The 24,264-nt window shown below is 69.0% G+C and carries 24 protein-coding genes and 2 tRNA genes; 18 read left to right on the forward strand and 8 right to left on the reverse strand.

What is annotated here, in order from left to right; translation table 11 throughout:
• Positions 1-302 precede the first annotated feature (302 nt).
• From U4Z64_RS26735 to U4Z64_RS26760, 6 genes are all read left to right on the forward strand, one after another.
• A complete protein-coding gene (locus U4Z64_RS26735) occupies positions 303-3,470 on the forward strand; it encodes an Rne/Rng family ribonuclease (RefSeq protein ID WP_321821531.1) in 3,168 nt (1,055 codons plus the stop codon).
• Between the two features lie 131 nt (positions 3,471-3,601).
• A complete protein-coding gene (moaA, locus tag U4Z64_RS26740; RefSeq protein WP_044844785.1) occupies positions 3,602-4,714 on the forward strand; it encodes a GTP 3',8-cyclase MoaA in 1,113 nt (370 codons plus the stop codon).
• Positions 4,715-4,742: 28 nt separating this feature from the next.
• Positions 4,743-5,360, forward strand: coding sequence for a molybdenum cofactor guanylyltransferase MobA (gene mobA, locus U4Z64_RS26745; RefSeq protein ID WP_321821532.1), 618 nt, complete (start codon positions 4,743-4,745; stop codon positions 5,358-5,360).
• A gap of 105 nt (positions 5,361-5,465) precedes the next feature.
• The gene (gene glp, locus U4Z64_RS26750) at positions 5,466-6,755 is read left to right on the forward strand and encodes a gephyrin-like molybdotransferase Glp (protein ID WP_321821533.1); all 1,290 of its coding nucleotides are present in this window, start codon (positions 5,466-5,468) and stop codon (positions 6,753-6,755) included.
• Positions 6,756-6,792: 37 nt separating this feature from the next.
• Positions 6,793-7,068 (forward strand): hypothetical protein, encoded by a 276-nt coding sequence (locus U4Z64_RS26755; protein ID WP_006476519.1) that lies wholly within the window; start codon positions 6,793-6,795, stop codon positions 7,066-7,068.
• Positions 7,065-7,550: a GNAT family N-acetyltransferase gene (locus U4Z64_RS26760; protein ID WP_321821534.1), complete on the forward strand. Its 486-nt coding sequence runs from the start codon at positions 7,065-7,067 to the stop codon at positions 7,548-7,550. The genes U4Z64_RS26755 and U4Z64_RS26760 overlap by 4 nt, the downstream gene beginning before the upstream one ends.
• Positions 7,551-7,652: 102 nt before the next feature.
• Here the strand turns inward: U4Z64_RS26760 and U4Z64_RS26765 are convergent, their stop codons facing one another.
• The 5 genes from U4Z64_RS26765 to pncB form a co-directional block, all read right to left on the reverse strand.
• The gene (locus U4Z64_RS26765) at positions 7,653-9,131 is read right to left on the reverse strand and encodes a DNA recombination protein RmuC (RefSeq protein ID WP_044844789.1); all 1,479 of its coding nucleotides are present in this window, start codon (positions 9,129-9,131) and stop codon (positions 7,653-7,655) included.
• Positions 9,128-10,117 carry a 2-hydroxyacid dehydrogenase gene (locus U4Z64_RS26770; RefSeq protein WP_124521900.1) on the reverse strand — a complete coding sequence of 330 codons (990 nt, stop codon included), beginning with the start codon at positions 10,115-10,117 and terminating at the stop codon, positions 9,128-9,130. Before U4Z64_RS26770 ends, U4Z64_RS26765 begins: the two co-directional genes overlap by 4 nt.
• A gap of 81 nt (positions 10,118-10,198) precedes the next feature.
• The gene (locus U4Z64_RS26775; protein ID WP_321821535.1) at positions 10,199-11,629 is read right to left on the reverse strand and encodes a sodium:proton antiporter; all 1,431 of its coding nucleotides are present in this window, start codon (positions 11,627-11,629) and stop codon (positions 10,199-10,201) included.
• Positions 11,630-11,681: 52 nt separating this feature from the next.
• Positions 11,682-12,344 carry a lactate utilization protein C gene (locus tag U4Z64_RS26780; RefSeq protein ID WP_321821536.1) on the reverse strand — a complete coding sequence of 221 codons (663 nt, stop codon included), beginning with the start codon at positions 12,342-12,344 and terminating at the stop codon, positions 11,682-11,684.
• Between the two features lie 86 nt (positions 12,345-12,430).
• Positions 12,431-13,627 carry a nicotinate phosphoribosyltransferase gene (gene pncB, locus U4Z64_RS26785; protein ID WP_044844792.1) on the reverse strand — a complete coding sequence of 399 codons (1,197 nt, stop codon included), beginning with the start codon at positions 13,625-13,627 and terminating at the stop codon, positions 12,431-12,433.
• A 281-nt stretch (positions 13,628-13,908) separates the two neighbouring features.
• Between pncB and fdxA the strand changes: the two genes are divergently transcribed.
• The 8 genes from fdxA to U4Z64_RS26825 all read left to right on the forward strand — a co-directional run bounded on the left by fdxA (position 13,909) and on the right by U4Z64_RS26825 (position 18,285).
• The gene (gene fdxA, locus U4Z64_RS26790; RefSeq protein ID WP_011351384.1) at positions 13,909-14,232 is read left to right on the forward strand and encodes a ferredoxin FdxA; all 324 of its coding nucleotides are present in this window, start codon (positions 13,909-13,911) and stop codon (positions 14,230-14,232) included.
• A gap of 105 nt (positions 14,233-14,337) precedes the next feature.
• Positions 14,338-14,413: transfer RNA gene (locus tag U4Z64_RS26795), tRNA-Asn, on the forward strand.
• Between the two features lie 74 nt (positions 14,414-14,487).
• Positions 14,488-14,563: transfer RNA gene (locus U4Z64_RS26800), tRNA-Asn, on the forward strand.
• 107 nt (positions 14,564-14,670) lie between these two features.
• On the forward strand, positions 14,671-15,156 hold the full coding sequence (locus tag U4Z64_RS26805) for a CreA family protein (RefSeq protein ID WP_044844793.1): 486 nt from the start codon (positions 14,671-14,673) through the stop codon (positions 15,154-15,156).
• Positions 15,157-15,217: 61 nt separating this feature from the next.
• Positions 15,218-16,123 carry an AraC family transcriptional regulator gene (locus tag U4Z64_RS26810; RefSeq protein WP_321821537.1) on the forward strand — a complete coding sequence of 302 codons (906 nt, stop codon included), beginning with the start codon at positions 15,218-15,220 and terminating at the stop codon, positions 16,121-16,123.
• A 117-nt stretch (positions 16,124-16,240) separates the two neighbouring features.
• The gene (locus U4Z64_RS26815; RefSeq protein WP_044844795.1) at positions 16,241-17,014 is read left to right on the forward strand and encodes an AzlC family ABC transporter permease; all 774 of its coding nucleotides are present in this window, start codon (positions 16,241-16,243) and stop codon (positions 17,012-17,014) included.
• Entirely contained in the window at positions 17,011-17,349 is a 339-nt protein-coding gene (locus U4Z64_RS26820) for an AzlD domain-containing protein (protein ID WP_044844796.1), read from the forward strand. The genes U4Z64_RS26815 and U4Z64_RS26820 overlap by 4 nt, the downstream gene beginning before the upstream one ends.
• A gap of 159 nt (positions 17,350-17,508) precedes the next feature.
• Positions 17,509-18,285 (forward strand): DUF4088 family protein, encoded by a 777-nt coding sequence (locus U4Z64_RS26825; protein WP_044844797.1) that lies wholly within the window; start codon positions 17,509-17,511, stop codon positions 18,283-18,285.
• A gap of 117 nt (positions 18,286-18,402) precedes the next feature.
• Here U4Z64_RS26825 and U4Z64_RS26830 read toward each other — a convergent pair whose 3' ends face one another.
• Complete coding sequence (locus tag U4Z64_RS26830) at positions 18,403-18,813, reverse strand: hypothetical protein (protein ID WP_124487477.1); 411 nt, start codon at positions 18,811-18,813, stop codon at positions 18,403-18,405.
• A gap of 280 nt (positions 18,814-19,093) precedes the next feature.
• Here U4Z64_RS26830 and U4Z64_RS26835 point away from each other — a divergent pair, with 280 nt between their 5' ends.
• From U4Z64_RS26835 to fumC, 3 genes are all read left to right on the forward strand, one after another.
• The gene (locus tag U4Z64_RS26835) at positions 19,094-19,312 is read left to right on the forward strand and encodes an RNA-binding S4 domain-containing protein (RefSeq protein WP_006753074.1); all 219 of its coding nucleotides are present in this window, start codon (positions 19,094-19,096) and stop codon (positions 19,310-19,312) included.
• Between the two features lie 129 nt (positions 19,313-19,441).
• A complete protein-coding gene (gene norM / locus U4Z64_RS26840) occupies positions 19,442-20,830 on the forward strand; it encodes a multidrug efflux MATE transporter NorM (RefSeq protein WP_321821538.1) in 1,389 nt (462 codons plus the stop codon).
• A 144-nt stretch (positions 20,831-20,974) separates the two neighbouring features.
• Complete coding sequence (fumC, locus tag U4Z64_RS26845; RefSeq protein ID WP_044844800.1) at positions 20,975-22,369, forward strand: class II fumarate hydratase; 1,395 nt, start codon at positions 20,975-20,977, stop codon at positions 22,367-22,369.
• A gap of 57 nt (positions 22,370-22,426) precedes the next feature.
• Here fumC and U4Z64_RS26850 read toward each other — a convergent pair whose 3' ends face one another.
• The gene (locus U4Z64_RS26850) at positions 22,427-22,939 is read right to left on the reverse strand and encodes an acyl-CoA thioesterase (protein WP_014897688.1); all 513 of its coding nucleotides are present in this window, start codon (positions 22,937-22,939) and stop codon (positions 22,427-22,429) included.
• A gap of 142 nt (positions 22,940-23,081) precedes the next feature.
• Positions 23,082-23,222: a hypothetical protein gene (locus U4Z64_RS26855; protein ID WP_321821539.1), complete on the reverse strand. Its 141-nt coding sequence runs from the start codon at positions 23,220-23,222 to the stop codon at positions 23,082-23,084.
• 178 nt (positions 23,223-23,400) lie between these two features.
• Here U4Z64_RS26855 and U4Z64_RS26860 point away from each other — a divergent pair, with 178 nt between their 5' ends.
• Positions 23,401-24,108, forward strand: coding sequence for an ArsR/SmtB family transcription factor (locus U4Z64_RS26860; protein WP_124892576.1), 708 nt, complete (start codon positions 23,401-23,403; stop codon positions 24,106-24,108).
• The last annotated feature ends 156 nt before the right edge of the window (positions 24,109-24,264 follow it).

A 24,264-nucleotide genomic window follows, 5' to 3' on the forward strand; every position in this document is an offset into this window, starting at 1 on the left:
TCTGCCGCCCGTCGGCGCGCGCGACGCATTGCGCGCGCCCCGTGGCAGTGCCCCGGTCTCAGGCTTAGCGCGCTTTCGCAGCGTGCGGTGTGTGGACGCCGTGCTTTGAAGCCGTGTTCGCAGGTGCCCTATGGCCGCCGGCCCCGTCTTTCGGGCCCAAGCGCCTCTTCAGGCAATTCTCCCCGCCATCCTTCCCGCTCCAGCGTGCTTGTGACAACACAACAAGGCGCGGCCTGCCGTCGTTCCCGCCCTCGCGACTGACAACCGCGAGGCGCCGGCAGCAGAGCCGCCTGGAGTCGTTCATGAAACGCATGCTGTTCAATGCGACGCAGCAGGAGGAGCTGCGCGTCGCCATCGTCGATGGGCAGAAGCTCATCGACATCGACATCGAGACAGCCGGGCGCGAACAGCGCAAAGGCAATATCTACAAAGGTGTCATCACGCGCATCGAGCCGTCGCTCGAAGCGTGCTTCGTCAACTACGGCGAAGACCGCCACGGCTTCCTGCCGTTCAAGGAAGTCGCCCGCCAGTACTTCAAGGAAGGCATCGACATGCGCTCCGCGCGCATCCAGGATGCCCTGCGCGAAGGTCAGGAGCTGATCGTCCAGGTCGAGAAGGAAGAGCGCGGCAACAAGGGCGCCGCCCTCACGACCTTCATCTCGCTCGCCGGCCGCTACCTCGTGCTGATGCCGAACAATCCGCGCGGCGGCGGCGTGTCGCGCCGGATCGAAGGCGACGAGCGTCAGGAACTGCGCGAAACCATGGCGCAGCTGCAGATTCCGGACGGCATGAGCATGATTGCCCGCACCGCGGGCATCGGCCGCAGCGCCGAGGAACTGCAGTGGGACCTGAACTACCTGCTGCAGCTGTGGCGCGCGATCGAAGCGGCGTCGCAAAGCGGCAATGCCGGCCAGCCGATGCTGATCTATCTGGAATCGAGCCTCGTGATCCGCGCGATCCGGGACTATTTCCAGCCCGATATCGGCGAAATCCTGATCGACACGACCGAGATCTACGATCAGGCCCGTGCGTTCATGGACATCGTGATGCCGGACAACGTGTCGAAGGTGAAGCGCTACCACGACGACGTGCCGCTCTTCTCCCGCTTCCAGATCGAGCACCAGATCGAGACCGCGTACTCGCGCACGGTGCCGCTGCCGTCGGGCGGCGCGATCGTGATCGACCACACCGAGGCGCTCGTCGCGATCGACGTGAACTCGGCGCGTGCGACCAAGGGCGCGGACATCGAGGAAACGGCGACCCGCACGAACCTCGAGGCGGCCGACGAAGTGGCCCGCCAGCTGCGCCTGCGCGACCTCGGCGGCCTGATCGTGATCGACTTCATCGACATGGAGTCGGCGAAGAGCCAGCGCGAAGTCGAGCAACGCCTGAAGGACGCGCTCAAGCACGACCGTGCGCGCGTGCAGATGGGCAAGATCTCCCGCTTCGGCCTGATGGAACTGTCGCGCCAGCGCCTGCGTCCGGCCCTGTCGGAAGGCAGCCACGTGACGTGCCCGCGCTGTAACGGCACGGGCCACATCCGCGATACCGAATCGTCCGCGCTGCAAGTCCTGCGGATCATTCAGGAAGAAGCGATGAAGGAAAACACCGCGGCGATCCATTGCCAGGTGCCGGTCGAGGTGACCGCCTTCCTGCTCAACGAAAAGCGTCAGGAAATCAACAAGATCGAGTCGCGCTTCAAGGTCGGCATCGTGCTGATCCCGAACAAGCACCTCGATACGCCGCACTACAAGCTCGAGCGCCTGCGCCATGACGACGCGCGCCTCGACGATCCGCGCGCGTCCTGGAAGATGGCCGAGGAAGCCGCCCGCGAACTGGAGTCGGAAACCGGCTACAGCAAGCGCGCGGCCGACGTGAAGCCGAAGCAGGAAGCGGCGGTCAAGGGCATCACGCCCGAGCGTCCGGCGCCGAGCCCGGCACCGCAGCGCCCGGTCGAGCCGGTTGCGGCACCCGCACCGGTCGCCGCGGCAAGCGGCGGCTTCATCGGCTGGCTGAAGGGTCTGTTCGGCATGTCGCCGGCTCCGGCGCCCGCGCCGGTCGCACCGGCACCGGCCAAGGAACAGGCTGCCCGTCCGGCCCGCGAGCGGACCGAGAAGACCGAGCAGCGCGGCGGCGATCGCAACCGCAATCGTCGTGGCGGCGCCCAGCAGGCTCAGGGTGGTCGCGACCAGGCAGCGGCAGGCCGTGGCCAGTCGCAACGCCAGGAGCGCGAAGGCAAGGAAGCGCGCGAGCCGCGTGAACCGCGCGAGGGTCGCGAACCGCGTGAAGGCCGCGAGCCGCGCGAAAGCCGTGAAGGTCGTGAGGGCCGCGAAGGTCGCGAGGGCCGTGGCCCGCGCGAAGGCCGCGAACCGCGCGAGCCGCGTGAAAGCCGTGAGCCGCGCGAACCGCGCGAGAACCGCGAACCGCGCGAGCGCACCGAGCAGCCGGAAGCCGTCGAGGCAGCCGGCCGCGGCGAGCGCCAGGAACGCGGCGAACGTCGCGAGCGCGGTGAGCGCCGCAAGCCGACGCAACACGCGGCTACGCTCGAGACCGTCACCCGTGGCGAGAACCATCCGGAAGCGGAAGCCGACCAGGCCGCAGCCGTCGCCCTGCCGGGCGCCGATGTCGCAGCCGACGCGGAAGCCGGCGCACGTGACGGCGAGGAACGTCGTCGCCGCCGCCGCGGTCGCCGCGGCGGTCGTCGCGAGCGCGAGGACGAAGGCGCAGTCGTCGACCACGCCGAGCAAGGCGCGGACGGCGAAGCCGTGCAAGCTGTGACGACGGAAGCCCCGCGCGCGGTCGAGCCGGCCCATACGGCCGCACCGGTCGCCGTGGCAGCGGTCGCCGCAGCGGGCGCCGTGGTAGCCGAGGCCGCAATCGAACAGCGTGCCGAAGCGGTCGAGCCGGCCGTGGTCGAGCCGCAACCGGCACCGGTTCGCGTCGAAGCGACGCCGGTCGCGCCGATCGAGTCCGCCCCGGTCGCACCGGTCGCCGAATCGGTACCGGTCGCGCCGGCCGCTGCTCCGGAAGCCGGCCCGGCACCGGTCGCGGTGTCGCCGACCGATGCGTTCGAAGTGCCGGCTGCCGTCGAAGCGCCGCAGTCCGCGCCCGTCGAGCAAGCCGCACCGGCACCGGTCGCCGCGGTTGAAGTCGCTCCGGCACCGGTCGCGCCGGCACCGGTCGCGCCGGCAGCCGTCGAACCGGCTCAGGTCGAACCGGCCCCGGTCGAAGCCGTTGCCGCGCCCGCGCCGGCGCCGGTTCAACCGGCCGCTGCGCCCGCTTCGGCGAGCCTCGACGTCGTGCTGGAACAAGCCGGCCTCGTGTGGGTGAACACGGATGCCGACAAGTTCCGCGCTGCACAGGAAGCCGCGTCGCGCCTGCCGCGTCCGGCCCGCGTCCCGCGCGAGCGCAAGGCGCTGCCGCCGGTCGATACGACCCCGATGCAGCAGGTCGAGACGTCGCACCATTAAGCGGCGCATCGCCCGACCAGGAAAAGCCCGCCTCCGGCGGGCTTTTTCATGTTCGCGCTGCGGGTTTCCGCCCACCGGCCCGGCCGGCCGCTTGCGGCTAAAATAGAAGACTGGCTCGCACTTCTTTCAACATGTCCCGACGCATCATTCCCCTCGCCGACGTCAGCGGGATGCCGGATATCTCCGGCGTCGCGCATACCCCTGACGGCGCCCTGGCCGACACGTTCGCCAGGCCGCTGCGCGACCTGCGCATCTCGGTGACGGATCGCTGCAACTTCCGTTGCGTGTACTGCATGCCGCGGGACGTGTTCGACAAGGACTACCCGTTCCTGCCGCACAGCGCCCTGCTCACGCACGAAGAGATCGAGCGCGTGGCACGGCTGTTCGTCGCACACGGCGTCGAAAAGATCCGGATCACCGGCGGCGAGCCGCTGCTGCGCAAGAACCTCGAATTCCTGATCGAGCGCCTCGCGCGCCTGACGACCCACGACGGCCGCCCGCTCGACCTGACGCTGACCACCAACGGCTCACTGCTCGCGCGCAAGGCGCGCGCGCTGAAGGATGCCGGCCTCACACGCGTGACGGTCAGCCTCGACGCGCTCGACGACACGCTGTTCAAGCGCATGAACGACGCCGACTTCGCGAGCGCCGACGTGCTCGACGGCATCTTCGCCGCGCAGGCCGCGGGCCTCGCGCCGGTCAAGGTCAACATGGTCGTGAAGCGCGGCACCAACGACGGCGAGATCCTGCCGATGGCCGAGCGCTTCCGCGGCACCGGCGTGATCCTGCGCTTCATCGAATACATGGACGTCGGCACGTCGAACGGCTGGAACATGACCGAAGTGTTGCCGTCCGCGGACGTCGTCGCACGGATCGCCGAGCAGTTCCCGCTCGTGCCGCTCGAGCCGCACACGGCGGCGGAAACCGCGCAGCGCTGGGGCTACGCGGACGGCAGCGGCGAAATCGGCGTGATCTCGAGCGTGACGCAGGCATTCTGCGGCGACTGCACGCGCGCGCGGCTGTCGACCGAAGGCAAGCTGTACCTGTGCCTGTTCGCGTCGACCGGCCATGACCTGCGCGCACTGGTGCGCGGCGGCGCGAGCGACGCCGAGATCGCGACCGCGATCGCCCGGATCTGGCAGGCCCGCACCGACCGCTACTCGCAGCTGCGCGGCAGCGCGGCCGCCGACGCCGCGCCCGACGGCGCCGGCAAGCGCGTCGAAATGTCGTACATCGGCGGCTGACGCGCGCCGCCCGCCCCGCTTTCCCGCGATGTCCGCTTCCGCCTCGCCTTCCATCACCGGCCTGCTGCTCGCGGGCGGGCGCGCGACGCGCATGGACGGCGCAGACAAGGGCCTGCAGCTGCTCGACGGTACGCCGCTCGCGCTGCACGTGCTGCGCCGGCTCGCGCCGCAGGTCGACGAGACGCTGATCAGCGCGAATCGCAACGCCGCGCGCTACGCCGAACTCGGTGCGCCGTTCGATGCGCGCATCGTGCCGGACGAAACCCCCGATTTCCCCGGCCCGCTCGCGGGCCTGCTCGCCGGCATGCGCGCGGCGCGCGCACCGCTCGTCGTGTGCTCGCCGTGCGATACGCCCTATTTGCCGGCCGACCTCGTCGCGCGGCTGCACGCGGCGCTCGACGCGCGGCAGGCCGACATCGCGATGGCGGTGACCGTCGACGCGCACCACGCGCGTTCGCCGCAGCCGACCTTCGCGCTGCTGCGCGCGTCGCTCGCCGACGATCTCGCGGCCAGGCTCACGGCCGGCGAGCGCAAGGTGCGTGCGTGGTACGCGCGCCACAAGACGGTCGAAGTCGAGTTTCGCGACGAGCGTGCGTTTTACAATGCCAATTCCTGGCAGGAACTTGCCGCGCTTGCCCGCCGCTGACGGCACCGGCATCCGTTCCCGCCCGCCGCATGCGCCTTCGCGCTTCGGCGCCCTCCGCGCGCCACCGGCCACGAACCCGATACGCCTTGCGGCGCAGTCCGACTGATGATCACGCAATCCTCGCCCGCCTCCCGAACCGCACCCGATTCCGCGGCCCCGCTGTCGCTCGCCGATGCGCAGGCGCTCGCGTGCCGGTTCGCGGTGCCGGTCGACGCGTGCGAAACGGTGCCGCTGCATGACGCCCTCGACCGCATGCTCGCGGCCGACGTGAATGCGCCGTTCGACATTCCCGCATACGACAACTCGGCGATGGACGGCTACGCATTCGACGGCAGCGCAGTCGCGCTGGCAGCGGCCGCCGACATCGCGCTGACGGTCGCCGGCACGGCACTCGCCGGCCATCCGTTCGATGGGGCCGTGGTGCCCGGCACGTGCATCCGCATCATGACCGGCGCGGCGATGCCGGCCGGATGCGACACGGTCATTCCGCAGGAGCGCGTGCGCGTCGACGGCGACGTCATCCGCTTCGCCGCACACGAGGTCGCGCGCGGCGCAAACTGCCGCCGGGCCGGCGAGGATCTCGCGCGCGGCGCCTGCGCGCTTGCCGCCGGCCGCATCCTGCGCCCGTCCGATCTTGGCCTGCTCGCATCGTTCGGATTGCGCGAAGTCACGGTGCGCCGCCGCGTGCGCGTCGCCGTGTTCTCGACCGGCGACGAACTGCGCGAACCCGGCGAGCCGCTCGGCCGCGGCACGCTGTACGACAGCAATCGCGGGATGCTGGTCGCGATGCTCGAAAGGCTGCACATCGACGCACTCGATCTCGGGATCGTCCGCGACGATCCCGCCGCGCTCGAACGCGCATTGCACGATGCGGTCGCCGCACAGGCCGACGCGGTGATCACGTCCGGCGGCGTGTCGGTCGGCGAAGCCGATTTCACGCGCGACGTGATGGCGCGGCTCGGCGACGTGACCTTCGCGAGCCTCGCGCTGCGGCCCGGCCGGCCGCTCGCGTGCGGCACGCTCGCGCGCACGGGCGACGGCCATGTGCTGTTCTTCGGGTTGCCCGGCAATCCGGTCGCCTCCGCCGTGACGTTCTACGCGATCGTGCGCCCCGCGCTGCTGACGCTGGCCGGCGCGCACACGCCGCCGCCGGCGATGTACACGGCACGCAGCACGCAGGCGCTGAAAAAGCGTCCGGGCCGTACCGAATACCTGCGTGCGATCGCGACGCGCGCCGCCGACGGCCAGTGGGACGTCGCGCCGGCCGGTTCGCAGAGCTCCGCATCGCTGAGCGGCCTTGCGGCCGCCAACTGTTTCATCGTCCTGGGCCACGATTCCGCGGCAGTCGACGCGGGCGCCCCGGTCGACATCCTGCCGCTCGACGGCCTGATCTGAATTCCAATCGGTATATTTCTACGGGGGCAATCCGCACATGAAGAAACAAATCTCGTCGATCGCCGCGGGGCAGACCGCGAAGGCGCTGATCCTCGTCTACCTGACGTTCAGCGTGCCGATCGTGCTGCTCGGCATCCTGGTCGCGTACATCCGTTACGGGATGGTCGAACTGAGCACGATCCTGAGCGCGCTGCTGCTGAACGCGATCCTCGGTTTCGTGCTGCTGTGGATCGCCTGCCACGCGTACAACTGGGTCGCGTCGCGCTTCGGCGGCATCGAGATCGTGCTGTCCGATCCGCCGGAGGAAGCGTGAGCGGCGCACCGCTGATCCGCGCGGCCGAAACGCGCGACGTCGGCGCGATCCTCGCGCTGATGCGCGAGCTGGCCGAGTTCGAAAAGCTCACGCACCTGTTCGTCGCGAGCGACGCCGACCTGGCCGACGCGCTGTTCGGCGAACGCCCCGCCGCCGAAGCGCTGGTGGCCGAGCGCGACGGCGCGATCGTCGCGTATGCGCTGTTCTTCCACAACTATTCGACGTTCCTCGGCCGGCGCGGGCTGTATCTCGAGGATCTGTACGTGCAGCCATCGCAGCGCGGCACGGGCCTCGGCACCGCGATGCTGCAGCACCTCGCGGCACTCGCCGTCGAGCGCCGCTGCGCTCGCTTCGAATGGTCGGTGCTCGACTGGAACCAGCCGGCGATCGACTTCTACGAGAAGATGGGCGCGACCGTGCTGCCGGAGTGGCGCACCGTACGCGTCACCGGCGACGCACTGGACGCGCTCGCCGCACGCTGAACGCGCGCCGGCTACGCCGGTCGCCGTGTCAAAGGAAAACGGGCGCCGCGGCGCCCGTCTTCGTTCCAGCCGGTTTCGGCTGCGTGCATCATGCGGGATGCGTCATGCGTCGTCCGCATCGGCGCCGTCGGCGGCTTCCGCGCCGAGCAGCCCGGCCGCCGTCTCGCCCGGCAACGCCTCGACCTGTTTCAGCTTGCGGTTCATCACGCGGGTGCGCTGCTCGGCGGCCTCGATCGAACGCGTGACCGTCTCGAGCTGCGCCTTCGTGCGTGCGAGCACGTCGCCGAACTTGCCGAATTCGGTCTTCACCGCACCGAGCACCTGCCACACCTCGCTCGAGCGCTGCTCGATCGCGAGCGTGCGGAAGCCCATCTGCAGGCTGTTCAGCAACGCGGTCAGTGTGGTCGGCCCCGCCACCGTCACGCGATAGTCGCGCTGCAGCAGGTCGGTCAGCCCCGGGCGGCGCAGGATCTCCGCATAAAGCCCCTCGGTCGGCAGGAACAGCAGCGCGAAATCGGTCGTATGCGGGGGTGCGACGTACTTCTCGGCGATCGTACGCGCCTCCATCCGCACGCGCGCCTCGAGCGCACGGGCCGCCTCCTCGACCGCCACCGAATCGGCACGCTCCTGCGCATCGATCAGCCGCTCGTAGTCCTCACGCGGAAACTTCGCGTCGATCGGCAGCCACACCGGCGGCGCGTCGCGCGTGCCGGCTTCGCGGCCCGGCAGCCGGATCGCGAATTCGACGCGTTCGCTGCTCTTCGGCACCGTCGCGACGTTCTTCGCATACTGGTCGGGCGTGAGCATCTGTTCGAGCAACGCTTCGAGCTGCACCTCGCCCCAGGTGCCGCGCGTCTTCACGTTGGTCAGCACCTTCTTCAGGTCACCGACGCCGGCCGCGAGCGTCTGCATCTCGCCGAGCCCGCGGTGCACCTGCTCGAGCCGGTCCGACACGAGCTTGAACGATTCGCCGAGCCGCTGCTCCAGCGTCGCATGCAGCTTCTCGTCGACGGTGCGGCGCATCTCCTCGAGCTTCGCCGCGTTGTTCGTCTCGATTTCCTTCAATCGCTGTTCGAGCGTCGCGCGCACTTCGCCGATCCGGCGATCGTTGGCCTCGGTCAGTTGCGTGAGCTGCCGGTTCAGCGTGTCGCCGAACAGCCGCAGCGCGACCGTCTGCTCTTCGCGCGCCTGCTGCGCCTGGCGCTGCACGCTCTCGCGCATCGCGTCGAACTGCTGCGCGTTGCCCGCGACCAGCTTGCCGAGCTGTTGCGCGAAACCGTCGATCTGGTTGTTCTGCACGGTCGCGATGCTCGTCAGCTGCGTCGCGAGCGTCTGCTGAAGCTGCGAGAAACTGCCGGCCAGCTCGGTGCGCGAACCACGCGCGTTCTCGACGATCTCGCCGCGCAGCTCGCGTTCGAGCCGCTCGACCGCGAGCGCCTGCGCGTGCGCGGCGTCCTCGATCTGGTCGCCGAGCACGGCCGCGTCGTCGTGGCGGCCGCCGCCGCGCACGATCGCGACGATCGCCACCGCCAGCGCGACGGCCAGCACGACGACCGCCGCCAGCAACAACATCGTCGTCATGCGCGCGGCTTCCCGATCACGTCAGGGTTGATCGGATTCGGCGGCTGCCCCGCGCGCGGCCCTTCGCCCAGCGCGGCGATCAGGTTGTCGGCCGCGAGGTTCGCCATCGCGCGGCGCGTCTTTTCGGTCGCGCTCGCGATATGCGGCGTCAGCACGACGTTCGGCACCTCGAGCAGCGCCGGGTGCACGCTCGGCTCGCCTTCGAACACGTCGAGGCCGGCCGCGGCGATCGTCCCGTCGCGCAGCGCGACGGCCAGCGCCGCGTCATCGACGATGCCGCCGCGCGCGATGTTGGTCAGCGTCGCGGTGGGCTTCATCTTCGCGAGTTCGGCCGCGCCGATCGTGTGATGGTTCTCCTTCGTGTACGGCAGCACGAGCACGACGTGATCGGCGCGCGTGAGCAGCGCATCCTTCGACACGTATTCGGCGTTCAGCTCGGCCTCGATCTCGGGCGCGACCCGCGACCGGTTGTGATAGATCACCTGCATCCCGAAGCCGCGCGCGCGGCGCGCGAGCGCCTGGCCGATGCGCCCCATGCCGATGACGCCCAGCGTCGAGCCGTAAATGTCGCCGCCGAGGAAACCGTCGTACGCCCACTTCTGCCAGTGCCCGGCGCGCAGCCAGTGCTCGGATTCGGCGATCCGGCGCGCGGCGGCCATCATCAGCGCCCAGCCGAAATCCGCGGTCGATTCGTTCAGCACGTCGGGCGTGTTGGTGCCGAGCACGTTCGCCGCATTGAACGCGGCCATGTCGAAGTTGTTGTAGCCGACCGCCATGTTCGACACGACGCGCAGGCGCGGCGCCGCCGCGAGCGCAGCCGCGCCGACCGGGTCGCCCGCCGTCAGCGCGCCGTCCTTGTCCGCGAGACGCGCGGCGAGCGCATCGGGGGCGAGCGCGTCGCCGTTGTTCCAGTCGACTTCGAAATACTGCTCGAGCCGTTCGATCACGTCCGGAAAGATCGGACGTGCGACCAGGATCTTCTGCATCGCCATCTCCGCATGCCGCGGCCGGAACGCGGCGCATCGTGCGCCGCCCGAACCGTCCGCGCTTGGTTGAAAATCGTCAGCCTACGCCGTGAAGAAGATCCACGACGTCAGCAGGAATACGGGTACCAGGATCACGAGCGCCCAACCGAGATACGCGAAGAAGCTCGGCATCTTCACGCCGCGCGATTCCGCGATCGCCTTCACCATGAAGTTCGGCGCGTTGCCGATGTAGCTGTTCGCGCCCATGAACACGGCCCCCGCGGAGATCGCGGCGAGCGTCGTCGCGCCCGCCGTCATCAGCGCTTGCGCGTCGCCGCCCGCGAGGTTGAAGAACACGAGGTAGGTCGGCGCGTTGTCGAGGAACGACGACAACAGGCCGGTGGCCCAGAAGTACATCGCATCGATCGGCTTGCCGTCCGACCCCGTCACGAGATGGACGATCTGCGCGAACGCACCGTCCGCCCCCGCGCGCAGGATCACGATCACCGGCGCGATCGTCACGAAGATCCCCGCGAACAGCTTCGCGACCTCCTCGATCGGCGCCCAGTTGAACGCGTTGCCTTCGCGCGCGGAGCGCGGCGTCAGCGCGAGCGACGCGAGCGCCACGACAACCAGCGCGACGTCGCGCACGAGATTCTGCAGCGCGACGTGCGTGCCCCATACGTCGAACGCGATGCCCGGCTTCCAGATGCCGCTCATCAGCACGAGGCCGATCACGGCCGCGAGCAGCACGAAGTTGACCTTGCCGTCGATCGACAGCGCGCCATCGTCGGGTGTCGGGTCGAGCACGACCGGCCGCTCCTCGCCGCCCTTCCGGTAGAAGTACGTATCGAGCACGAAGAACAGCGTCAGCAGCACCGCGCAGATGAACAGCATCGGCAGCGCGAGATGCGTGGTCGTCCAGAAGAAGCTCACGCCGTTCAGGAAGCCGAGGAACAGCGGCGGATCGCCGAGCGGCGACAGCGAGCCGCCCGCGTTCGCGACGAGGAAGATGAAGAAGATCACGACGTGCACGACGTGCTTGCGATTGTCGTTCGCGCGCAGCAGCGGCCGGATCAGCAGCATCGCGGCGCCCGTCGTGCCCATCACGCTCGCGAGCAGCGTGCCGAGCGCGAGGATCGCGGTGTTCAGCTTCGGCGTGCCGTGCAGGTTGCCGTTGACGCAAATGCCGCCGGCGACCGTATACAGCGCGGTCAGCAGCACGATGAACGGGATGTACTCCTCGAGCAGCGCGTGCACCAGCGTTCCGAACGCCGTGCCCGCGCCGAACGCGACCGCGAACGGGACCAGAAACGCGATCGCCCACGCCGCAGCGATCTTGCCGAAGTGGCGATGCCAGAACACCGGCGCGACGAGCGGGAACACCGCGATGGACAGCAGGACCCCGGCGAACGGAATGCCCCAGAGTGCGGACAGCGTGGCACCGTCGAGCGTGGCGGCCGATGCGAGCGCGGGAACGGCGCCAAGCGCGGCTCCCGACGCCATGCCCGCCCAGGCGGCATGTCGTTTCATGCAGAACTTCCTTGTGCGAGTGAGTCGAGTGAGGATCGATCGGACGCGATCGTCATGCACCGCGCACGACGATCGCGTGAACGCGGTACGGGCCGTGTGCGCCCAGCACGATGGTCTGCTCGATATCGCCGGTGCGCGACGGGCCCGATACGAAATTGACCGCGCGCGGCAATTCGCCGCGCTCCGCGCGAATCAGCACGAATGCGTCTTCATGGCCCGCGACGATGCGCGACGCCGGCACGATCGCGATGTGGGTTTCCGGCAGCAGCCCGGCCGATGCATAGGTGTCGGGGCCGGACAGCAGCACCAGCGAGCCCGTTTCGGCGGTGGCGCAAAAGCAGCCGGTGAGGCCGACGAGGTCGCCGTCGCGCGGCTTGCGGCATTCGACCGACAGGCCGGCGCCGGCCCAGTCGAGCTCGGCCAGCGTGCGCCATGCGACGGCCTGCATCGGCAAGCCGTGAGCGGAAAGATAGCGGGCAGCGGCGGCGGGCGCGTCGGCCAGCGTCGCGACTTCGTCGACCGTCGTCGACAGGCGCGCCGCTTCATCGACGAATGCGGCGACGAGGTCGGCCGGCATCGGCGGGCGCGGCCCCTCGGGATGGCGGGCGAGATAGTCGGCGACGCCGTCGCGCTCCGCTGCATCGGGCTCGGGCGCACGTCCTTGCGCCGCGCGAATGCGTGCGAGGATCTGGCGACGGGCAGCGGAAGTGTCCATGAACGGTCCTCGTGACGTTGGCGTGCGATACCGTCGGATTATACCGGCCGCCCCCGCCGCGACGCACCTGGCCGCATGGCCGACGCTTACTGCGATGCGTCGTCGGCCGGCTGCGCGATGCCGAACACCTGGCGCAGGTACGCGAGATACGCCTTGTCGTCGCACATGCTCTTGCCCGGCGTATCCGACAGCTTCGCGACCGGCTGTCCATTGCAGCGGACCATCTTGATCACGATCTGCAGCGGCACGTAGCCGAGATCGTTCGTGAGGTTGGTGCCGACGCCGAACGCGAGCTTGCAGCGGCCGCGGAACCGTTCGTACAGCTGCATGACCCTCGGGATGTCGAGCGCGTCCGAGAACACGAGCACCTTGGTACGCGGATCGCAGCGGTTCGCCTCGTAGTGGCGCAGCATGCGCTCGCCCCACTCGAACGGATCGCCCGAATCGTGGCGCGCGCCATCGAACAGCTTGCAGAAGTACATGTCGAAGTCGTTCAGGAACGCGTCCATCCCGTAGACGTCCGACAGCGCGATCCCGAGGTCGCCGCGATACTCCTTCGCCCACATCTCGAAACCGTAGGTCTGCGAATCGCGCAGCCGCGGGCCGAGCGCCTGGCAGGCCTGCAGGTATTCGTGCGCCATCGTGCCGAGCGGCGTCAGGCCGTGCTTCATCGCGTAGAACACGTTGCTCGTGCCCGCGAACTGCGGTCCGAGCCCGTCGCGCAGCGTCAGCGCGACCTCTTCGTGCCAGACCTTCGAGAAGCGCCGGCGCGTGCCGTAGTCGGCGATCTTGCAGTCGGCGAACTCGGGCTTCGCGCCGAGCAGCTTGATCTTCTCGCCCAGCCGCTCGCGGCCTTCGCGATAGTCGGGCTCGCGCTGCGTGTTGCGGAAATAGACCTCGTTGACGATCGCGAGCACCGGGATCTCGAACAGGATCGTGTGCAGCCACGGCCCTTCGATCACGATGTCGATCTCGCCGTTGCCCTTCGGCGAAGGCGTGATCGAGATGTACTTCTCGTTCAGGTGGAACAGCGCGAGGAAGTCGACGAAGTCGCTCTTGATGAAGCGCATGCGCCGCAGGTAGTCGAGTTCTTCGTCGGTGAAGCGCAGCGCACACAGGCCGCGCACCTCGTCGCGGATCTCGTCGATGTACGGCACGAGATCGACGCCGGGCGTGCGACACCGGAACCGGTACTCGACGTTTGCGGCAGGAAAGTGATGCAGGACGACCTGCATCATCGTGAACTTGTAGAGATCCGTGTCGAGCAGCGAAGTGATGATCATGTTTGCGGCACCGCCAATATCGTGACAGGCCCGGCGCACCGCGCGCCGCCCGGTCTGTCGGCCATGTTACCCGAATGCGGGCCCGACCATCGTGAAACCGCCCTGCCCGACGCGCCGGGCGCGCGGCCGCACGCGCCGCGCCCGCCGCCAGCCCCATAAACTAATCACGAAACGATATAAGCCGGAAAGCCGACCACGCCATGCGGGTTTTGCGCTTCAGTTACAATGCCGCTTTTGGCGCACACGCCACCCCATATATACCGCCAAGCAGGAGCGTTTTAATGACTCACGTTGTGACCGAAGGCTGCATCAAGTGCAAATACACGGATTGCGTGGATGTGTGCCCGGTGGATTGCTTCCGTGAAGGTCCCAACTTTCTCGCCATCGATCCGGACGAGTGCATCGACTGCGCCGTGTGCGTCGCCGAGTGCCCGACCAATGCGATCTATGCCGAAGAAGACGTTCCGGGCGACCAGCAGCAGTTCACCGCGCTGAACGCCGAGCTGGCGAAGGACTGGCCGTCGATCACGAAGACCAAGCCGGCACCGGCCGACGCGGACGAGTGGAAGGACGTGCAGGACAAGCTGCACCTGCTCGAGCGCTGATCGCGCAGCGGCGCCGGAAAAAATTTTTGGTGCGCCGCCGCTCAAAAGTGTTGACAGGTTAGCGAACACTCCATACAATTTCGTCTCTCTGCTGTTGTTGTTTGTTCCCCGATAGCTCAGTCGGTAGAGCGCCGGACTGTTAATCCGTAGGTCCCTGGTTCGAGCCCAGGTCGGGGAGCCAAAAAACAAAGGCCCGTTGAAAGTGGACGGGTTTTTTGTTGGTTACCGAACACGCAAGCAGATGTACCGATTTATTCCCCGATAGCTCAGTCGGTAGAGCGCCGGACTGTTAATCCGTAGGTCCCTGGTTCGAGCCCAGGTCGGGGAGCCAGACAGCGAAAGGCCCGTCATTCGACGGGCCTTTTGTTTTTCCGGCGCCCGCCGGTCACCGCCGCGCATGCTAGAGTTTCTGTCCCGCATTCGCATCCGGTTCCGTCGATGAAGCACCGCCTCCTTTCCGCCGCGTCGCTCGCCCTTCTGCTCTCCGCCTTTGCCACCGCGCCGCTCGCGCACGCGGAGGAAGTCGGCAGCGTCAACACCCATTTCCGCGTGACAGGCTCCGACCGCGTGGTCGTCGAAGCGTACGACGATCCGCTCGTGACGGGCGTCACCTGCTACGTGTCGCGGGCGCGCACCGGCGGGATCAAGGGCACGCTCGGCGTCGCCGAGGATCCGAGCGAAGCGTCGATCGCGTGCCGGCAAGTCGGCCCGCTCAGCTTCAAGGAGCCGCTCAAGCAGCAGACCGACGTGTTCAGCGAACGGATGTCGTTCATCTTCAAGACGCTGCACGTCGTGCGCGTGGTGGACAAGAAGCGCAACACGCTCGTCTATCTGACCTACAGCGACCGCATCGTCAGCGGCAGCCCGAAGAACGCCGTGACCGCCGTGCCGATGCCGGCCGGCACGACGATTCCGGTCAAGTAAGCCCGCGCCGGCCGGGCGCGCGAGCGCTACACTGTCGATTCGACCGCCCTCGCGCCCGACCATGTCCGCCCCCCGCCTTCTTCCGGACTCCGCACGTTACTGGCGCACGCCGCTGCTGCCGGACGCGGATCTGCTCACCGCCACCTATCGCGACCACACGTTCGCGCCGCACTGGCACGACGCGTACACGATCCCCGTGATCCTCGAGGGGGCGGAGCGCTACACCTGTCGCGGCAGCGGCCATGTCGCCGAAACGGGCACCGTGCCCGTGATCAATCCCGGCGAAGTGCACACCGGCTCGCGCGCGACCGACGAAGGCTGGTGCTATCGCGTGAGCTACGTGCCGGTCGACTACATTCGTGCGCTCGCGAGCGCGATCGCGGGGCGGCCGCAGGATGCGCCATGGTTCCCGTCCGACGTGATCCGCGACACCGATCTCGCGGCACGGCTCGCGCTGGCCCACCGGATGATGGAGGCCGGCAGCGAACGCATGCCGCCGTTCCACCCCCACGAGCAGCCGGCCGCCAATGATCCGGCCGCCGCGGCACTGCGCGTCTACGATCCGCTCGCCGCCGAAACGGCGATGCTCGATGCGCTGTCGACACTGATCGCGCGCCATGCCGACGCGCGGCTGCAACCGGCGGCGCTCGCGGCCGACGAACCGCGCGTCGACGCGATGCGCGAGCGGCTCGCCGCCGATCTCACGGGCACGGTCACGCTCGACGACGTCGCGCAGGCCGCCGGCCTGTCGCCGTTTCACGCGGCGCGCCTGTTCACGCGCACGACCGGGATGCCGCCGCATGCGTGGCGCAACCAGCTGCGGCTGCAGCGCGCGCTTGCGCCGTTGCGCGCGGGCGTGCCGATCGCCGATGTCGCCGCGGCCAGCGGCTTCGTCGACCAGAGTCACTTCACGCGGCATTTCAAACGAATGTTCGGCGTACCGCCCGGACGCTGGCAGGCGCGCTGACGCCGCTCCCTGCATTCGACGACGGACGGCAACCCGCACGCACGCAGCGCCGTCGGCACCCGTGCGGGCGCAAGAACATACAAGCCGCCGCTGCATCGCCCCGCTATCCTCCATTTCATGGAGACGCGCCCCTTGAACCCCACACCCACACCTACGCCCCCGCCTCGCCGCCCGCTCAACGAATGGCTCGACGGCGCACGCGACACGATCCCGATGATGATCGGCGCGGCACCGTTCGGCGTGATCTTCGGCACGCTCGTCGGCGGCGGCCCGCTCGCCGCATGGCACGGCGCGCTGATGTCGCTCGCGGTGTTCGCGGGCTCCGCGCAATTCATCGCGCTCGGCCTGATCGCGGGCAGCGCGAGCTTCGTCGTCGTGCTCGCGACGACGCTGATCGTGAACCTGCGTCACCTGCTGTACAGCGCGACGCTCGCGCCGTACGTCGCGCACCTGCCGCTGCGCTGGCGCGCGACGCTCGGCGCGCTGATGACCGACGAGGTGTTCGCGGTCGCCTACGCGCACTACCGCCACTTCCCGCCCGGCGCGATCGGCCCCCACTACTTCTTCGGCTCGGGCCTCGCGATGTACCTGAACTGGCAGGTCTGGACGCTCGCGGGCATCGGCTTCGGCGCGGCCTTTCCGGGCCTCCAGTCGCTCGGCCTCGATTTCGCGATGGCGGCCACCTTCATCGCGATCGTCGTCCCGCAGCTCGGCACGCTGCGCTATCTGGCGGCCGCCGCGACGGCCGGCACGCTCGCGTACTTCTGGCAGGGCTGGCCGTACAAGCTCGGGCTGCTGGGCGCGGTCGCCGCCGGCGTCGTGGTCGGCGTCGCGCTCACGCTGCTGCACGAGCGTTCGCGCACCGCTTCACGTACGGAGGCCGCATCGTGAGCTACGCGCTGCTGATCCTCGGGATGGCCGTGATCACCTATGCGATCCGGACGACGCTGTTCCTGTTCGGCGAGCGGCTGACCTTCCCGCCGCTCGTGCGGACCGCGCTCGGCTTCGTGCCCGTCACCGTGCTGACCGCGATCATCGTGCCGATGACCGTCTCGCCGCACGGCGGCACGGCCGAGCTGACCTGGCGCAATCCGCAGCTGGTCGGCGCGCTCGCCGCCGTGCTCGTGTCGGCGACGACACGCCGGCCGCTCGTGACGATCGCGGTCGGGCTCGCGGTGTTCTTCTTCTGGCAAGGGGTCGTGATGCCGCACTGGCTGCCGGCCTGAGCGGACCTCGCCGGCCGCGCTCAAGTTTCCGTCCGGCGCGCCGATATAGGAAGTGAAGACCCGCCATCGGCCTCGGCGCGAACCGGTCCGTCGACGCCGCGCCCGCACCGGTGCGCGATGTCGGCCGCCGGCCCGCGCGGGCCGCCATCGAGACGATTCATGGGCCAGATCACCCTTTCCCTCAAGGACGACACGCTTGCGTCCCTGCGCAAGGACTACGACGCGTTCGTGCGCGTGTCGCTGAAACTCGACCCGCAGTTCGCGACGCCGTCGTTCGAGGATTTCCTGCGCGCCAAGCTGCTCGACAACATGGTGCCGCTGACCGAGCACGCCGTGCAGCGGATGCTCGAGGGCGGCCAGTACGCGTGGGCGAAGCGCACGCTCGACAAGGAATTCCCGGACGTCGTCGCGATCCTGATGCGGCAGGCCGGCGAATTCGGCTTCGGCTTCGCGTCGCGCTCCGAATGGACGCCCGACGAGCTAGCGAAGGCGTGCCGCGACTGGGCCAAGGCGATCGTCGCCGAAGCGCAGGGCGATGCGTCGCTGGTCGATCCGCTCGCGGCGCAGATCAAGAGCGCGGTCCACGACATCCAGGCGCTCGAGGAATCGATGCAGACGCCCGCGTGGCGGCTCGCGGAATCGCTGCGCCAGCGCATCTACGAGGCGAAGCTCGCGTGCGAGATGAGCGTCGGCAGCGCCGCGCGCGACAAGCTCGGCGAACTGCGCGGCCTGCTGCGGCTCGGGCTCGCGCACGGCTCGTTCCAGAAACAGGAAGCGCAGCAGATCATGGAATATCTGCGGCTGCTGAAGCCCGAGATCTTCGTCGACGAGCCATACGACGTATTCACGCGGCTCGCCGCGTGGCTGCGCAGCGTATTTACCCCGTCCGCGGCACGACCGGCGCACGGACCGGGGCCGGAGCAGCGCCGGCCGTGACGGCCCGCGTCCGCGCATGAAGAACGGCCCGGTTCGTGCGAAACGAACCGGGCCGCCGGTCGATCGCCGTCACGACGCGCCGTCCGGGGCGAGCGTCGTGCGACGTCGGGGTGCCGCTTACTGCGCGGCGCCCGAGGCCGATGCACCGCCCTGCACGCCGGCCGACGCACTGCCTTCGACCGCCTCGTCGCCCACCTTCGACTTCGCCGAGCCGGCGTGATGCTTGGCCGACTTCGCCGCATGCTTCGCGTGCTTCTTGGTCGAGTGGACCGACGACGCCGCCGTATCCTTCGCGCCGTCCGCTGCCGCGCCAACCGCATCGGTTGCGCCGCCGACCGCGTTGCCCGACGCATTCGCGCCGGCACCACCCTGCATACCCGCGTCTGCGCCTGCCCCCGCTGCCGGCGCCTGCGTCTGCACGCCCGCGCCTGCGGTGCCCTGCGCCGCGACGCCGGTCTGCGCGAATGCGGCCGAAGTGGCGAACGCCGTCAGCGCGGCACCGATCAGCATCGTACGAATCTTGGACATGACAATCCTCCTCAAGAAGTTGTGGGCGCGGAGCGCATCGATACGCTCCGTCGCGTCCCCTGCCGCGACACGCAGCAGGTACGATGAAAGACCCGCGGGCGGCACGGCCGGTTCTCGAATCTCTCAGACTGTTACCCACCGTTTCATTTGCTGACGAATCGCTCACAGTCCTTAACAGCTACGGGGCGCAAACATGCGCGCGCGGCCGCACTCGCGCGCGGGCCCGCGGTGCCGTATGATGCGGGGCGATTCCTCCCGCGCCTCGCGCGCCTCCTTCGTCATGCCCAACCTGGATTTCACGCTGACCGGCGAATACGTCGAGCTGCACAACCTTCTCAAGATCACCGGCCTCGCCGACAGTGGCGGCACCGCGAAGATGTTCGTCGCGTCCGGCGCGGTGAAAGTCGACGGCGTGGTCGAACTGCGCAAGACCTGCAAGATCCGCGCGGGCCAGGTCGTGCTGTTCGGCGATACGCGGATCGCGGTTCACGACGCATAGCGGTTCCCCCTGACCGTGACATGGCCATCGGCGCGCGCGTTCGACACCGTTCGAATAAAGCCGTAAGCTAGCCGTCTCTCAAAATAAATACAGACAGCGCGGGCCCGCACCCGCGCGAGCGCCCATTCCATGTCGCATTCCGGTCTTACGCGGACGGCCGCCGCGCCGCCGTCGCTGTCCAGTCATGCCGCCGATACCGCGCGCCTCGCCGCGCCGCTCGCGATCGCACAACTCTCGCAAATGGCGATGAGCGTCACCGACACGGTGCTGCTCGGCTCGCTCGGCCCCGATTCGCTCGCGGCCGGCGGCCTCGGCGCGAACTTCTTCTTCGTCATCGTGACCGTGCTGCAGGGTGTGCTGTCGTCGGTCAGCGTGAGCGTCGCGCATGCGCGCGGCGCACAGGCGGAACACCGCGTGCCGCACATCTACTGGACCGGCTTCGTGCTGTCCGTGCTGCTCGCGATTCCGGCGATCGTCGCGCTGTCGCTGTCCGAACCGATCCTGCTGATGTTCCACGAGCCGCCCACGCTCGCGCGTCACGTCGGCGAGTACACCGGCATCCTGCGGTTCGCGGCGCTCGGCAGCCTGATCGGCGTCGGGCTGATGCGCGCCTTCCTGCCCGCGATCGGCGCCGCACGGCGGCTGCTGTGGGTGTCGATCGGCGGGGTCGGCGTGAACGGCGTGCTGAACTACGGGCTGATCCACGGCGCCTTCGGCTTGCCGCGGCTCGGCTTCCTCGGCTCGGCGGTCGCGACGACCATCACCATCTGGCTCACCGCGCTCGCGCTGATCTGGCTGCTGCACGGCCGCCAGCGGTTCCGCCATTTCGTGACCGCCGCCCGCCCGAAACTGCCGATGATGGGCGAGCTGATCGGCATCGGCTGGCCGGTGGCGATCACGTACGGGGTCGAATCGACGCTGTTTCTCGCCACGGGCCTGACCATCGGCGTGCTCGGCGCGACGTCGCTTGCCGCGCACCAGATCGCGCTGAACGTCGCGTCGGTGGCGTTCATGGTGCCGCTCGCGATCGGCCAGGCCGCCAACGTGCGGGTCGGCTACTGGGTCGGCGCCGGCCAGCCGGTCGCCGCGCGGCATGCGGGCTTCGTCGCGCTCGGCCTCGGCGTCGCGTTCATGTCGCTGTCGGGGCTCGTGCTGATCGTCGTGCCGCATGCGATCGTCGGCCTGTACCTCCAGCTCGACGATCCGGCCAACGCGGCGACCGTGTCGCTGGCCGCATCGCTCCTCGGCATTGCCGCGGTGTTCCAGATCGTCGACGGCATGCAGACCGTCGGCTCGGGCGCGTTGCGCGGACTGCGCGATACGCGCATCCCGATGCTCGCGGCGACCCTCGGCTACTGGGGCATCGGCTTCCCGACCGGTTACTGGCTGGCATTCCATGCAGGCCTCGGCGCACGCGGCCTGTGGTGGGGGCTCGCGGCCGGCCTCGCGAGCGTCGCCGCGCTGATGGCCTGGCGCTTCCATATGAAGAGCGCATCGCTCGTCGCATCGAGCCGCTGAGCGCGACGACACGACGCAAAATCGCGGCCGGCGCTATGCTTGTCGGTTGAAGACCCAACACGTCGCGCCAGCGGCGCGACTGCCTCACGATACGCCAGACGCCGCGCGACGCGCGGCCTTTCCCCTTCCCAAGAGGAGTGCATCATGAACGAAGCAGTTCGGATGGAACGCGACACGTTCGGCGAGATCGCCGTGCCGGCCAACCGGCTCTGGGGCGCGCAGACGGAACGCTCGCTGCAGAATTTCCGGATCTCGACGGAGAAGCAGTCGCCCGAGCTGATCCACGCGCTCGCGATCGTCAAGCGCGCCGCGGCCGCCGTGAACCAGTCGCTCGGCGTGCTGGCCGACGACAAGGCGCGCGCGATCATCGACGCGGCCGACGAGATCATCGCGGGCAAGCATCCGCGCGAATTCCCGCTCGCCGTGTGGCAGACGGGCTCCGGCACGCAGACCAACATGAACCTCAACGAGGTGATCGCGAACCGGGCGAGCGAACTGCTCGGCGGCGAGCGCGGCGAAGCACGCAAGGTCCACCCGAACGACGACGTGAACCGCGGCCAGTCGTCGAACGACGTGTTCCCGACCGCGATGCACGTCGCGGCCGCGTACGCGATCGTCAACCATCTGCTGCCCGCGCTGCGCACGCTGCGCGCGACGCTCGACGCGAAGTCGAAGGCCTTCGCCGATATCGTGAAGATCGGCCGCACGCACCTGCAGGACGCGACGCCGCTCACGCTCGGGCAGGAATTTTCCGGTTACGTCGCGCAGCTCGACCAGGGCATTCGGCACGTCGAATCGGCGCTGCCGCACCTGTACGAACTCGCGCTCGGCGGCACTGCCGTCGGCACCGGGCTGAACGCGCATCCGGAGTTCGCGGTGCGCGTCGCCGACGAGATCGGCCGGCTGACGACGCTGCCGTTCGTGACCGCGCCGAGCAAGTTCGAGGTGATGGCGGCCGCCGACGCGCTGGTGTTCGCGCACGGCGCGCTGAAGACGGTCGCGGCCGGCCTGATGAAGATCGCCAACGACGTCCGCTGGCTCGCGAGCGGGCCGCGCTGCGGGCTCGGCGAACTGTCGATTCCGGAAAACGAGCCGGGCAGCTCGATCATGCCGGGCAAGGTGAACCCGACGCAGTCGGAAGCCGTGACGATGCTGTGCTGCCAGGTGTTCGGCAACGACGTCGCGGTGAACGTCGGCGGCGCGAGCGGCAATTTCGAGTTGAACGTGTTCCGGCCGATGATCGCGCACAACGTGCTGCAATCGGTGCGGCTGCTCGCCGACGGCGCGCAGAGCTTCAACGACCACTGCGCGGCGGGCATCGAGCCGAACCGCGCGCGCATCGATCTGCTGCTGAACGAATCGCTGATGCTCGTGACGGCGCTCAACCCGCATATCGGCTACGACAAGGCCGCGCAGATCGCGAAGAAGGCGCACAAGGAAGGCACGACGCTGAAGGCCGCCGCGCTTGCGCTCGGCTACCTGACCGAGGCGGAATTCGACGCGTGGGTGCGCCCCGAGGAAATGATCGGATCGCGGTAATCGCGGGGGCGACGCGATGATGCGACGGGCGCGGCGCGAACGCCGCGCCCGTTGTCGTCAGACGGTGCCCTTCGCCACTTCCTCGGGCTTCATCTCGACGATCTTGTCGAGCGCGGCGCGCACGTCGGCCGCATACTTCGCGAGCACCTTCTGCTCGTCGGTCTCGGGCACGAACGGCGGCACCGGCACCGGGTTGCCGTTCTCGTCGACCGCGACGAACACGACGAGGCAGTCGGTCGTCTGGCGCAGCACGCCGCCCTTCGGATCGCCGGCGTGCACGGACACATGGATGTGCATGCTGGTGCGGCCCGTCGCGACGACGCGCGCCTTCAGCTCGACCAGGTTGCCGACGAGGATCGGACGCTGGAAGCGGATGTTGCCGACGCTGACCGTCACGCAATAGCGGCTCGACCAGACCGCCGCGCACGCATACGCGACCTCGTCGATCCACTTCATCAGCGCGCCGCCATGCACCTTGCCGCCGAAGTTCACGGACGACGGCTCGGCGAGGAAGCGGAATACGGTTTCGGTGCGGTCGAGGGCGGCCGGTACGGGGGATGGTTGGGACATCGTGGTAGCTCCAGGCGGCGGGGGTACGGCAATCGGCGCATTATACGTTGCACTGCGGCAACACGTCGCAGCGCCCGCCGCACGGCCGGCCGCGGCCGCGGCCGTGCGCCGAACCGGCACCGGCACCGGCAATCGACGTCCGTCAGCGGCGCACCGTGATGCCCTGATCGATCGTCCCGTACATCTCGAGGCTGCCGCCCCGCTCGCCGGCGGCGCCCGCACCGCCCTGCGCACAGGCCGCGCAAAGGAACGCGGCGACCAACAGGCAGAAAATCGTCTTCATCGTTGCATTGTGTCGCATCCGGCGGCCCACTGCCGCCGCGTCCGGCCATTCTACGCGTGCGCGGCCGGCGACCGCGGGTCGCGCACCGCCCCGCCGCATCCGACATTTCACCCGAACCCGAAACATCGAATGTGCGCAGCACCTACACTGCAGTCATTCCGCCTGACGAGACACGACGATGACCGATCAAGACGACCACCACTTTCCGGGCCTGAGCCGGATCGGCGCACTGATCGCCGATCCGGGGCGCGCCGCGATGCTGTGGGTGCTGATGGACGGCAGCGCGCGGCCGGCCGGCGAACTGACGATGATCGCTGGGCTGTCGCCGTCCGCGGCGAGCGCGCACCTCGCGCGCCTGACCGAAGGCGGCCTGCTCGCGCTCGACGTGCGCGGCCGGCACCGCTACTACCGGCTCGCGTCGGCTGACATCGCGGCGTCGCTCGAGGCGCTCGCGAACGTGGCCCGCGCGGCCGCGCCGAACCGTCCGGTGCCGCCGCCGTCGCGCGCGGTGCCGGCCGAACTGCGCTACGCGCGCACCTGCTACGACCACATGGCCGGCGAACTGGCGGTCCGCATCTTCGACGGGCTCACCGCACGCGGCTGGCTGCAGGCGGACGGCGACGCGATCGAAGCCACCGAACTCGGCACCCAGGCGCTCGCGCGCTGGGGCATCGACGTCGCGCAGCAGCGCACGCGCCGCCGCCGCTTCGCATGCGGCTGCCTCGACTGGAGCGAGCGCCGCCCCCATCTCGGCGGCGCGCTCGGCGCGGCACTGCTCGACAGCTTCTGCGCCCACGGCTGGATCGAGCGCACCGCACGGCCGCGCGTGCTGCGCGTCACCGTGCCCGGACAGCAGGTTTTCGACGACTGGCTTACGTCCGCTTGACGCATACATTGCGACGGGACGACAACGGCGCGCGATGGACAGGTTTTGTTACATCGCGTGCCATCCGACTTACAAAACACCGAGCACTGAAACAGGCCGAGCGGATATCGTGAATTCAACGGCACGAATCGACGCGCCGCGATAACGACGAAGACG

The organism is Burkholderia sp. BCC1996 (assembly GCF_905339955.1).
Taxonomy (GTDB): Bacteria; Pseudomonadota; Gammaproteobacteria; order Burkholderiales; family Burkholderiaceae; genus Burkholderia.